The organism is Photorhabdus thracensis (assembly GCF_001010285.1).
Classification (GTDB): Bacteria; Pseudomonadota; Gammaproteobacteria; order Enterobacterales; family Enterobacteriaceae; genus Photorhabdus; species Photorhabdus temperata.
Genome location: NZ_CP011104.1, coordinates 382742 through 394267, shown reverse-complemented (window position 1 = coordinate 394267; position 11526 = coordinate 382742). Strand labels below are relative to the sequence as shown.

Below are 11526 nucleotides of genomic sequence, written 5' to 3'. Positions count from 1 at the left end.
CACCGGAAATGAGATAATACTAATGAAGAATTTTAGCCAGAAACTCTTTGGCGCGATCCGATTTCGGATTGGCAAAGAAATCTTCTTTCTTGCTGTCTTCAACAATTTTGCCTTCATCCATAAAGATAACCCGATTGGCTACTTTACGGGCAAAACCCATTTCGTGGGTAACAACCATCATGGTCATACCTTCGTCCGCTAGCTTAACCATGACGTCGAGTACTTCATTGATCATTTCAGGGTCGAGTGCGGAAGTGGGTTCGTCGAACAACATAGCAATAGGGTCCATGCAAAGTGCACGGGCGATTGCCACGCGTTGTTGCTGACCACCGGAAAGTTGTGACGGGAATTTGTTAGCCTGACTGGCAAGCCCGACACGTTCAAGCAGTTTCAGCCCTTTTTCTTCTGCCGCTTTTTTATCACGGTTAAGCACTTTAACCTGAGCCAAAGTAAGATTCTCAATGATGGAGAGGTGTGGGAACAGCTCAAAGTGCTGGAACACCATACCGACTTTTGAACGTAATTGCGCCAGATTAGTGTTTTTGTCATTGACTTTAATGTCATTGACCAGAATGTCACCCTGTTGGATGGATTCCAGGCCATTGACCGTCTTTATCAGGGTCGATTTGCCGGAGCCAGATGGGCCACAGACCACAACGACTTCACCTTTTTTAACTTCAGTTGAGCAGTCAGAAAGAACCTGAAATTGGCCATACCATTTGGATACATTTTTCAGGGAGATCATCAAACAGTCCTTTTCTTCAAATAGTTAACCAGCATGGATGCGGCAAAACTAATAATAAAATAAACAAAACCAGCAAACAGGATCATTTCAACCTGAGTGCCATCACGTTCACCGATATTCGCCGCAGTACGGAAAAAGTCCGCTAGGCTGAGTACATACACCAGTGAGGTGTCTTGAAACAGCACAATCCCCTGTGTCAGTAACAGCGGGGTCATCGCACGGAATGCCTGAGGCAGAATAACCATCCTCATACTTTGCATTGGCGTCATCCCCAATGCCAGTGCCGCCGAAGATTGCCCTCGGGAAATACTTTGAATTCCCGCACGGATAATTTCTGAATAGTAAGCCGCTTCGAAAAATGCAAACGCGACCATTGCTGAAATTAAACGAATATCTGTTTTGGGTGAAATTCCCAGAACATTTTGCAATAGGCTAGGTACAATCAGATAGAACCATAACAGTACCATGACCAATGGCACAGAACGGAACAGATTAACATATAAAGTTGCAAACCAGCTCAGGGCTTTGACCGAAGAGAGGCGCATAACGGCCAGTACGGTTCCCCAAAGGATACCGATAACGATAGCAATAATGGTGATTTTTGCTGTAATGACTAAGCCTTGCAGCAGAAAAGGGATACTGGGGATAATAGAACTCCAGTCAAACTCGTACATTTATTGACCTCCAATATTACCCGGTAAACGCACTTTCTTCTCAAGCAAGTGCATGGCAAGCATAATCACCAGATTGATTCCGACATAGGCCAGTGTGATCGCAGTAAATGATTCATAAGCATGTGCTGAGTAGTCGAGTAATTTACCTGCCTGTGCCGCCATATCCACTAGGCCAATAGTGGAGGCGATAGCGGAATTTTTTACCAGATTCATCATTTCTGAAGTCATGGGTGGAATGATGACCCGGTAAGCATTTGGCAGCAGGACGTAGCGATAGGTTTGTGGCAGGGTTAATCCCATTGCCAACCCCGCTGCTTTCTGACCGCGTGGTAATGATTGTATGGCGGCCCGAACCTGCTCACACACACGGGCAGCGGTGAAAAGACCTAAACAGATAGTGGACGAAATAAAAAACTGGATGTTAGGATCCAGTTCAATTTTAAACCATATACTGATTTTTTCCGGCAACAGCTCAGGCATAACCAGATACCAGGTGAAAAACTGAACAATCAATGGTACGTTACGAAAAAGTTCAACATAACAGGTACCTATCCCAGACAATATTTTATTGGGAACAGTACGTAGGATGCCGAAGAGCGAACCGACAACGAAGGCGATAATCCAGGCGCAGATAGACAAGGCAATTGTGACTTGAAATCCGGCTATCAACCAGCCGAGATAAGTGGTATTGCCGAAAGGGGCAGCTTGCAAAAAGATGTCCCAGTTCCAATTGATTGACATAATAATACTCCCTGCAAGGGTATAACTTGATCCCTTGAAACCGATTGATTGGCTGGGAAAAAAAAGCGAGGTAGGGAACGGCCACCTCGCACCCAGTAGTGCCAATCAAATTGTCATTTTTTAATTATATTTTTAGTTAAGTGCCTTATCATTCGGCGATTTAAATAGTGCTTTCATTTCATCAGACAAAGAAAAATTCAAGTTCAGATTCTTGGGAGGAATCGGGTGTTTGAACCAGCGCTCAAATGATTTCTCTGCCACGCCGGAGGCTTGTGCCTGAATAATGGTTTCATCGATCAGTTTTTTAAACTCAAGATCGTCTTTGCGCAATATACAACCGTAAGCTTCTTTAGATTGAGCTTTACCCACGATCTCCCATTGGTTAGGTTTTTTCGCTTTCGCGCGTTCACCAGCTAATAGAGCATCATCCATCATAAAGGCTATTGCGCGGCCGGATTCTAAAGTACGGAATGCGTCACCATGATCTTTTGCGCTGATGATGCGCATTTTCATGTTTTTCTCATCGTTGAGTTTATTCAGCAATATTTCAGAAGTCGTACCGGAGGTGACAACAACATTTTTACCAACCAAATCTGGGAAATCTTTTACGCCGGAATCTTTTTTAGTCAGCAAACGAGTATTAACAACAAAGATGCTGTTAGAGAAAGTGGCCTGTTTCTGGCGCTCAAGGTTATTGCTGGTGGAGCCACATTCGAAATCATAAGTCCCATTTTGTAGCAGTGGGATACGATTTTGAGAGGTCACTGGTATCAATTTTACTTGCAAATTTGGTATGTCTAGTTTCTTTTTCACGGCTTCAACAATCAGATTAGAATAATCCTGCGAGTAGCCGACAACTTTTTGTTGATTATCGTAGTAAGAAAAAGGCACAGAGGATTCACGATGCCCCACAATGATCACGCCATCATCTTTAATCTTTTTCAATGTTCCCGTTAGTTCTTCTGCTTGAGTAGCACCTGCCACGCCAAGTAACATTATGGTTAATACTAGGTTACGCATTCGCATATACAACTCCTTTGATGTGATTATCGCTTGCGATGTTGTGTTTGCAAAAGTCTCTCTGTGATTTGTTTTTAATCAAGGATCATTTGCTGTTATATGTGTATATAGTGTTAAAAAATAGTACAAAAGGGTTAGTCAATGAAAATGAATTGTTTCTATTTCGGGAGCTGTCTCGCACTATAAATGAACAATGCTACTTATTTTGCACAATAAAGGTGTGTGATTATCACTTTTTTGGTGTATTTTCCTGTTTTTTATTAGTAAAACAGGTATTTTCTTTTTCATTCATAGAGATAAGGCAATTAACGTGCCAAAGTAATTAAGGAGGGTTAAAATTAATGCCAATAAATCATTTAAGTAGGTTATTTGTGTAATATCAGTCATTGAGGATTGGCATGGTTAATTATCCACGATGATTGTTGGTAATTATCGCAGCATGACCATGCCAGGTTGTATCAGGCGGGGTCAATGGTAGGATTGGGCAAAGTATATTTCATACCAATTGCCAGACGATTCCAGAGATTGATAAGACCGATCAATAACGTCAAATCAACAATCTCTTTTTCATCAAATTCAGCCAATAATGGGGTGTAATGTTCATCATTTGCCTCAATTTCGGCAATCCGGGATAAAACATCTGTCCAACCTAAAGCGGCACGTTCCCGTGATGTGAAAATAGTGGCTTCTTTCCAGGCGCTCAGAAGGTAGAGTTTTTGCTCGCTGCTTCCTGCTTTACGGGCTGCTTTGGAATGCATATTAAGACAAAAGGCACAGCCATTGATTTGAGAAGCTCTTACCTTAACGAGTTCGATAAGCTCTTTACCGAGGGTTGATTTGTAAGTTAATTCATCGACCTTGGCTACCGCGCTATAAAGTTCTGGTGAAATTTCCGCTGGTCGCGGACGGTTTGCTTGCATAACTTGTTACTCCTTTGTTTTTTCTATCGATTGAATGAAAAAATGGATTGAAAGTTAATTTGTTTCTGCAGGATATAGGGAGCCATTTCGCTCCCTTTTGTTTGTATGGATATTGTGGTCAGGATTGCCGACGGTTATAGAGCAGTGCAAATAGGGTAAACAATACCGTGATTCCCCACACAGGCCAGTTACCCCAGCGTGCATACGGAGTCATCCCGGTTGCGGGTGTCACCTTAGCTTCTAAAACATTACGGGTAAATTGTGGGAGTACTGCCTGCACTTTCCCATCCGGGCCGATAACGGCTGTAATGCCATTATTTGTACCACGCAACAATGGGCGCCCTAATTCGAGGGAACGCATACGTGCCATCTGGAAATGCTGCCAGGGGCCGATTGAGCGACCAAACCAGGCATCATTGGAAACAGTCAGTAAGAATTCAGTATCCGGTTTGAAATTAGCACGAACTTGCTCACCAAGTATAATTTCATAACAAATGGCGGCGGTCAGATTATATCCGGCAACAGAAAGCTGTGGCTGAGTGTAGTTACCACGGCTGAATGAAGACATTGGCAAATTAAAGAATGGCGCCAGAGGCCGGAGCAGAGATTCCAGCGGAACAAACTCGCCGAATGGTACCAGATGATATTTATCGTAGCGAATGGCCGCAGGATATTGATAAGGTATTTTATCACCCAGAACAATCAAACTGTTATAGGTTTTATAGCTACTATCAACCGCTCTTTCATCAACAATACCGGTAATAAGGCTGGTATGCTGATTACGTAATAGCATATCCAATTTTGCCAGAAAATTACGTTGGTAACTTTCCAGTGAAGGAATTGCAGATTCCGGCCAGATGATTATCGGTATTTTACCGATGTATGGCAGGCTATTACCCATATAGACGTCCAGGGTTTCACTGAGCATTTTTGGGTCCCATTTCAGGGATTGTGGGATATTTCCCTGAACCAATGCCATATCAACGGTTTTTTCAGGCAACAGGTTGTACCACTGATAATGGCGCATTGACCACGGTAATAGCAAAATGGCGATAGCGATAATACCAGCGACAATTTTTCGGTGCGTGACAGCCAGAACGAATAATCCGCTGATAGCCATTAACAGGAAAGTGATGGCTTCAACACCTAAGATAGGTGCAATGGCTTTCATTGGGCCATCTAACTGGCTATAGCCGAATTGTAGCCAGGGAAAACCGGTCAGAACCCAACCACGTAGGAATTCGGTGAGTTGCCATAATGCAGGTGCGGCTACTGCGAGTCTCAACCCGTTCGTTTTTGCGAAAAAACGGTTGAGTAAGCCAGCAAATAAAGCAGGATAGAGTGAGAGATAGGCAGCAAGTAATATGACCAGCAGAATATTAACAGCGGTTGGCATGCCACCAAAATTGGCAATGCTGACATACACCCAGTTTATACCCGTGCCGAACAGGCCAAGCCCCCAGAAAAAAGCAATAAATGCTGCTTGCCGGACTGTTCTGTTTAAAATTAGAAATTGTAGTCCAAATAAGGAGATAATGGCGGCAGGCCAGAAGCCAAAAGGTGAAAAAGCCAGTGTTCCACTGGCTCCGAAAGATAGTGCCAGCAAAGCACGAAGCCGCTGGCAATTTAATGATGAGACTTTGTTCATCCCGATCCTATTCTTCTTCGAGGTTAGGCATTGGCGCATCGTCCGGTATCGTAACATGAACCTGAATGATTCTCCGGCTATCGGACATAGCAACTTTAAAGAGATAACCGTTGATATCAACAGATTCCCCTCTGGCGGGTAAGTGACCGAATGCCTGCATAACCAGACCACCAATAGTATCCACCTCCTCATCGCTGAATTGGGTACCAAAGGCTTCATTAAAGTCTTCAATCTGAGTTAGCGCTCGCACCGTATAGGTATGACGGCTCAGGGCCCGAATATCGACATCTTCTTCTTCATCGTATTCGTCTTCAATTTCACCGACGATCAGTTCAAGAATATCTTCGATAGTGACCAGACCCGATACACCACCAAATTCATCAATGACGATTGCCATATGATAACGTAGAGAACGGAACTCTTTCAGCATGCGGTCAACCCGTTTACTTTCAGGTACAACGACAGCCTGACGCAGAACTTTATCTATGCTGAATGGTGGGGCATCGGTGCGCATAAATGGCAACAAGTCTTTTGCCATTAAAATCCCTTCAATGTGATCTTTGTCTTCGCTGATCACAGGGAAACGTGAATGAGCCGAATCGATAATCACATCCAGACATTCGTCCAGGGTTTGATTACGTTTTAAGGTAACGATTTGGGAACGGGGGATCATGATATCGCGGACACGTTGATCGGAAATATCCATGACCCCTTCGAGCATATCGCGGGTATCAGGATCAATCAGATCGTTTTGTTCAGAGTCCCGGATCAGTTCCACCAGTTCATCACGGCTTTTTGGCTCACCGTGAAAGAGCTGGTTAAGAAGAAGAGTAAAGAACCCTTTCTTAGGGCCAGGGTTATCGTTACTTGAAGGATGGTCGTCGCTCATGGCGTTTTAATGAAAATTTCCCATTAAATAAGTTGTTGTTGGTATTTTCTAGCATAAAAATGGTGAGAGTGGTTACTCTTTTTCTGCAAGATAGGGATCAGCATAACCCAGCTTTTGCATAATTTCTGTCTCTAAAGACTCCATTTCTTCTGCTTCATCATCTTCGATATGGTCATAGCCCAGCAGATGCAGGCAGCCGTGCACAACCATATGTGCCCAATGTTCTTCTACTGTTTTTTGTTGCTCCTCCGCTTCTTTTTCAACTACCTGACGACAGATAATTAGATCGCCAAGCAGGGGTAAATTAACCTCTGGTGGTGCTTCAAATGGAAAAGATAGCACATTTGTTGGCTTATCTTTACCGCGATACGCCAGATTTAAGTCGTGGCTCTCTGTCTCATCAACAATGCGGATTGTTACTTCACTTTCAGATTGAAATTGCGGTAAAACCCCATCCAGCCAGCGCTGGAACAGGGTTTCTTCAGGAAGATTTTGTGAGTTCTCACTGGCAATTTGTAAATCAAGTATTACTGAACTCATTGTGCTTCCTGTTTGCGTTGTTCACTGAGTGTCTGCTTACGTTTTTGCTCCGTGGCTTCCCACTCTTCATAAGCGATGACCACTTTGGCAACAACCGGGTGACGGACAACATCATCACTGTGGAAAAAGTTAAAACTCAATTCACTGACCCCTGACAGAACCTCAATCGCGTGGCGCAGGCCGGATTTCTGTCCACGAGGCAGGTCAATCTGTGTAACGTCACCAGTGACAACCGCTTTGGAGTTGAAGCCGATACGAGTCAGGAACATCTTCATCTGCTCGATGGTTGTATTCTGGCTCTCATCCAGAATAATAAACGCGTCATTCAAAGTTCGTCCACGCATATAAGCTAATGGGGCAACTTCAATAACGTTTCGTTCGATCAGCTTCTCAACTTTTTCAAAACCCAGCATTTCAAACAAGGCGTCGTAGAGCGGGCGCAAATATGGATCAACTTTCTGGCTCAGGTCGCCAGGCAGGAAACCCAGTTTTTCGCCCGCTTCTACTGCTGGGCGGGTTAGCAGGATACGGCGAATTTCCTGACGTTCCAGGGCATCAACCGCAGCGGCAACAGCCAAATAAGTTTTTCCTGTGCCGGCAGGACCAACTCCGAACGTAATATCATGGCTAAGAATATTGGCAATATACTGTGCCTGATTGGGCGTGCGTGGTTTCACCATGCCACGTTTGGTTCGAATATTAACGGCTTTGCCGTACTCAGGTATGTTTTCGGCAGTTTGCTCCAGAACCCGGCTCTCTGTAATCGCTAGGTGAATTTGCTCTGGTTTGATATCAGGGATAACACCACGGACAGGGGCCGTTTGCACATATAGATGGCGTAGGATATTGGTGGTGGCACTAACGCTTAACGGTTTGCCCATCAATTTAAAACGGTTGTCACGACGGCTGATTTCAATGCCCAGCCGGCGCTCAAGCTGCTTCAAATTGTCATCAAACGGGCCACACAGGCTCATCAGGCGCTGATTGTCGGCCGGTTCAAGGAAAATTTCCTGGGTTGCGATTTGTGAATGAGTTTGTTGAATCACTGATTATCTCTATATTTCAGGCTGATAAGTGCCGACCCCGATTTCATCTTCTTTGCGGGTACGGGCTATGACGGATTCAGGTGATTCGTGTATGCGAAGATCCATCTGATCTTCGGTACGGATAACTTTACCGCGTAGTGAGTTGGCGTAGACATCAACAATTTCAACATCAACGAATTTGCCAATCATATCCGGTTGGCCTTCAAAGTTGACGACCCGATTGTTTTCAGTACGGCCGGAAAGTTCCATCACATTTTTACGGGAAGTTCCTTCTACCAGAATACGTTGCACACTACCTAACATAGCACGGCTATAGCTCATAGCTTGTTGATTGATGCGCTGTTGCAGTAGATAAAGACGCTGTTTTTTCTCTTCTTCGCTGACATCATCAGGCAGATCCGCTGCTGGTGTTCCGGGACGGGCGGAATAGATGAAGCTGTAGCTCATATCGAAATTGACATCAGCGATCAATTTCATTGTTTTCTCAAAGTCATCCTGGGTTTCACCTGGGAAGCCGATGATAAAATCAGAGCTTATTAGGATCTCTGGGCGTGCTTTACGCAGTTTGCGGATAATACTTTTATATTCAAGGGCAGTGTGCGCACGTTTCATCAGAGTCAGAATGCGATCAGAACCACTCTGTACCGGCAAATGCAGGAAGCTAACCAACTCCGGTGTATCTTCATAAACAGCGATAATATCGTCTGTGAATTCAATAGGGTGGCTGGTGGTAAAACGAATACGATCAATGCCATCTATAGCGGCGACCAGACGGATTAATTCAGCGAAAGAGCAGATATCACCATCATAAGTTGCACCACGATAAGCATTCACGTTCTGACCGAGAAGATTAACTTCACGTACACCCTGTGCGGCAAGCTGGGCGATTTCAAACAAAACATCATCACTCGGTCGGCTGACTTCTTCACCGCGGGTATAAGGTACGACACAGAAAGTACAGTATTTGTTGCAACCTTCCATAATGGAAACGAATGCAGATGGGCCTTCAGCACGTGGCTCAGGCAGACGGTCAAATTTCTCAATTTCCGGGAAGCTGATATCAACAACCGGGCTGCGGGTGCCTTTCACTTGGTTGATCATTTCAGGTAAACGGTGCAGTGTTTGTGGCCCAAAAATAATATCTACACACTGGGCGCGCTGACGGATGAAATCCCCTTCCTGAGAAGCGACGCAGCCACCGACGCCAATAATGATATCTGGGTTGGTGTCTTTTAAATTTTTCCAGCGGCCTAACTGATGGAAAACTTTTTCTTGTGCTTTTTCACGGATTGAACAGGTATTCAATAGTAAAATGTCTGCTTCTTCGGCGACATCGGTTAACTGATAACCGTGAGTACTTTCGAGCAGGTCGGCCATTTTAGATGAATCATATTCATTCATCTGACAGCCCCAAGTTTTAATATACAGTTTTTTTATCGTCGACATTTTCTTGTGCATCCGGGCTTTCTACAGTGCTTAAGGGAGATTATTGCACTGCAAAAGCAGTTGTGTATTAGGCATAAAGTTGCCGGATATTGTAGTCATTTGAGGGAGCAGTGACCAGACTGTTAAACAGGATATTCTCTACCGAAGGATTAAAAATCCGGTACACTGTGCCAATCAATGAGTTAATAGCATGACTGATATGAATAATTCGCAACAGATTTTTGATGTAGTGGTGGTTGGTGCTGGCATGATCGGTGCTGCGACAGCATTGGGACTGGCGCAAGAAGGCTGGACAGTCGCTTTGTTGGATCATCAGCCACCACAATCTTATGATGCACAGAGTTATCCTGATGTGCGCGTATCGGCAATCAGTTGTGCTTCTGTAGATTTGCTCAAACAACTTGGTGCATGGGATATGGTATTACAGATGCGCAGTGCGCCGTATCGCAAATTGGAGACTTGGGAGCAAAATGATTCTAATTTGGTGTTTGATGCACAAAATCTGGGTCTGCCTGAGCTGGGCTATATGGTTGAAAACCGTATTTTGCAGCTGGCGCTGTGGCGGCAGTTTGAAAAATATCCCAATTTGACTTTGCTGTGCCCTGCGGTAATGCAATCAATGCAGCGGCAGAAAGCGGGCTGGTTGGTCACTTTGGATAATGGAATTGAAATTAATACCCGTTTGATTGCCGGGGCTGATGGTGCCCGTTCTCAAGTTCGGCAAATGGCAGGGATTGGTAGCCGTGGCTGGCAATACAGACAGGCTTGTATGTTGATTACAGTAAAAACGGAACAGCCACAGCAAGATATTACCTGGCAGCAGTTTTTCCCATCTGGCCCAAGAGCATTTCTTCCGCTATTTGACCAATGGGCTTCGCTGGTGTGGTATGACAAACCGGCACGTATACGGCAGTTACAGGCAATGCCAATGGCCCAACTTGAACAGGAGATTTTTCAGGCCTTTCCTGTGCGGTTAGGTAAAGTGACTCCTGTTGCCGCCGGCTCATTTCCTTTGGCTCGCCATCACGCTAACAGTTATGTGCGTGAAGGATTAGTATTGCTGGGCGATGCGGCTCATACCATTAATCCATTGGCAGGGCAAGGAGTAAATCTTGGTTATCGGGATGTGGATACATTGCTTAATGTTTTGGTGAAGGCCAGAGAATTAACAGAAAAATGGGATTCACTGGAAGTGCTTATGCGTTATCAGCGTCACAGAATGCCGGATAACCTGATGATGCAAGCTGGAATGGATCTGTTTTATACCGTGTTCAGTAATGAGTTACCGGGGCTGAAAGTTGCCCGTAATCTGGCATTGATGGCAGTTCAACGAGCTGGAGTAATGAAAAAAGCGGCGCTTAAATATGCGTTGGGATTGTAACGTATAGATTGGTATTAGCAGATTAAATCTTAAGCACGTAGTGGATAAAGCCATCCTTGGACTAAAACTACTCTTCTTAAAGATGGGATGTGCAATAAACAGCGATTAAAGAAAATTGGGTAAGCCGGATGGGGAACTATAGGCATAAAAGCAAAAACGCCATCCCGAAAGGTGGCGCTTCACTGAAAAGAATATTCTTACTGTATATTCTTTTTATATTCTTTGCCAACATGTCGCTTGTTGCAACACATTGATTTAATTGGCTGGGGTACCAGGATTTGAACCTGGGAGTGCCGGAATCAGAATCCGGTGCCTTACCGCTTGGCGATACCCCAAGAAAATGGTGGCTACGACGGGAATCGAACCTGTGACCCCAGCATTATGAGTGCTGTGCTCTAACCAGCTGAGCTACGTAGCCGTTTTATTTACGACGCAAGAAATTTTATCGCAAAATAACAGTGGACGACATTCAGCTA

11 protein-coding genes and 2 tRNA genes are annotated in these 11526 nt (G+C 44.6%); 1 reads left to right on the top strand and 12 read right to left on the bottom strand.

Features of this window, described 5'->3' with window-relative positions:
* Positions 1–19: 19 nt before the first annotated feature.
* The 10 genes from VY86_RS01280 to miaB all read right to left on the bottom strand — a co-directional run bounded on the left by VY86_RS01280 (position 20) and on the right by miaB (position 9669).
* Positions 20–745 (bottom strand): amino acid ABC transporter ATP-binding protein, encoded by a 726-nt coding sequence (locus VY86_RS01280; RefSeq protein ID WP_046973649.1) that lies wholly within the window; start codon positions 743–745, stop codon positions 20–22.
* Positions 745–1419, bottom strand: coding sequence for a glutamate/aspartate ABC transporter permease GltK (gene gltK / locus VY86_RS01275; protein WP_046973648.1), 675 nt, complete (start codon positions 1417–1419; stop codon positions 745–747). The genes VY86_RS01280 and gltK overlap by 1 nt, the downstream gene beginning before the upstream one ends.
* Positions 1420–2160, bottom strand: coding sequence for an amino acid ABC transporter permease (locus VY86_RS01270; RefSeq protein ID WP_046973647.1), 741 nt, complete (start codon positions 2158–2160; stop codon positions 1420–1422).
* A 132-nt stretch (positions 2161–2292) separates the two neighbouring features.
* The gene (locus VY86_RS01265) at positions 2293–3186 is read right to left on the bottom strand and encodes an amino acid ABC transporter substrate-binding protein (protein ID WP_046973646.1); all 894 of its coding nucleotides are present in this window, start codon (positions 3184–3186) and stop codon (positions 2293–2295) included.
* 452 nt (positions 3187–3638) lie between these two features.
* Complete coding sequence (locus VY86_RS01260) at positions 3639–4100, bottom strand: carboxymuconolactone decarboxylase family protein (protein WP_046973645.1); 462 nt, start codon at positions 4098–4100, stop codon at positions 3639–3641.
* A gap of 118 nt (positions 4101–4218) precedes the next feature.
* Complete coding sequence (gene lnt / locus VY86_RS01255; protein WP_046973644.1) at positions 4219–5748, bottom strand: apolipoprotein N-acyltransferase; 1530 nt, start codon at positions 5746–5748, stop codon at positions 4219–4221.
* Between the two features lie 7 nt (positions 5749–5755).
* On the bottom strand, positions 5756–6637 hold the full coding sequence (gene corC / locus VY86_RS01250; protein ID WP_021323053.1) for a CNNM family magnesium/cobalt transport protein CorC: 882 nt from the start codon (positions 6635–6637) through the stop codon (positions 5756–5758).
* A gap of 72 nt (positions 6638–6709) precedes the next feature.
* Complete coding sequence (gene ybeY, locus VY86_RS01245) at positions 6710–7177, bottom strand: rRNA maturation RNase YbeY (RefSeq protein ID WP_046973643.1); 468 nt, start codon at positions 7175–7177, stop codon at positions 6710–6712.
* Positions 7174–8151, bottom strand: a complete 978-nt coding sequence (locus VY86_RS01240; RefSeq protein WP_193386975.1) for a PhoH family protein — start codon at positions 8149–8151, stop codon at positions 7174–7176. Before VY86_RS01240 ends, ybeY begins: the two co-directional genes overlap by 4 nt.
* An 81-nt stretch (positions 8152–8232) precedes the next feature.
* Positions 8233–9669: a tRNA (N6-isopentenyl adenosine(37)-C2)-methylthiotransferase MiaB gene (gene miaB, locus VY86_RS01235; protein ID WP_046973642.1), complete on the bottom strand. Its 1437-nt coding sequence runs from the start codon at positions 9667–9669 to the stop codon at positions 8233–8235.
* Between the two features lie 199 nt (positions 9670–9868).
* Here miaB and ubiF point away from each other — a divergent pair, with 199 nt between their 5' ends.
* Complete coding sequence (gene ubiF, locus VY86_RS01230) at positions 9869–11050, top strand: 3-demethoxyubiquinol 3-hydroxylase (protein WP_082111292.1); 1182 nt, start codon at positions 9869–9871, stop codon at positions 11048–11050.
* Between the two features lie 260 nt (positions 11051–11310).
* Here ubiF and VY86_RS01225 read toward each other — a convergent pair.
* Both VY86_RS01225 and VY86_RS01220 read right to left on the bottom strand, forming a co-directional pair.
* Positions 11311–11385: transfer RNA gene (locus VY86_RS01225), tRNA-Gln, on the bottom strand.
* Between the two features lie 6 nt (positions 11386–11391).
* Positions 11392–11468 (bottom strand) — tRNA-Met (locus tag VY86_RS01220).
* Positions 11469–11526 lie beyond the last annotated feature (58 nt).

What these genes read in the sequence shown, in the direction of transcription:
- VY86_RS01280 (WP_046973649.1), bottom strand. Translation starts at nt 745, where the DNA reads ATGATCTCCCTGAAAAATGTATCCAAATGGTATGGCCAATTTCAGGTT.
- gltK (WP_046973648.1), bottom strand. Translation starts at nt 1,419, where the DNA reads ATGTACGAGTTTGACTGGAGTTCTATTATCCCCAGTATCCCTTTTCTG.
- VY86_RS01270 (WP_046973647.1), bottom strand. Translation starts at nt 2,160, where the DNA reads ATGTCAATCAATTGGAACTGGGACATCTTTTTGCAAGCTGCCCCTTTC.
- VY86_RS01265 (WP_046973646.1), bottom strand. Translation starts at nt 3,186, where the DNA reads ATGCGAATGCGTAACCTAGTATTAACCATAATGTTACTTGGCGTGGCA.
- VY86_RS01260 (WP_046973645.1), bottom strand. Translation starts at nt 4,100, where the DNA reads ATGCAAGCAAACCGTCCGCGACCAGCGGAAATTTCACCAGAACTTTAT.
- lnt (WP_046973644.1), bottom strand. Translation starts at nt 5,748, where the DNA reads ATGAACAAAGTCTCATCATTAAATTGCCAGCGGCTTCGTGCTTTGCTG.
- corC (WP_021323053.1), bottom strand. Translation starts at nt 6,637, where the DNA reads ATGAGCGACGACCATCCTTCAAGTAACGATAACCCTGGCCCTAAGAAA.
- ybeY (WP_046973643.1), bottom strand. Translation starts at nt 7,177, where the DNA reads ATGAGTTCAGTAATACTTGATTTACAAATTGCCAGTGAGAACTCACAA.
- VY86_RS01240 (WP_193386975.1), bottom strand. Translation starts at nt 8,151, where the DNA reads ATGAGCCTGTGTGGCCCGTTTGATGACAATTTGAAGCAGCTTGAGCGC.
- miaB (WP_046973642.1), bottom strand. Translation starts at nt 9,669, where the DNA reads ATGTCGACGATAAAAAAACTGTATATTAAAACTTGGGGCTGTCAGATG.
- ubiF (WP_082111292.1), top strand. Translation starts at nt 9,869, where the DNA reads ATGAATAATTCGCAACAGATTTTTGATGTAGTGGTGGTTGGTGCTGGC.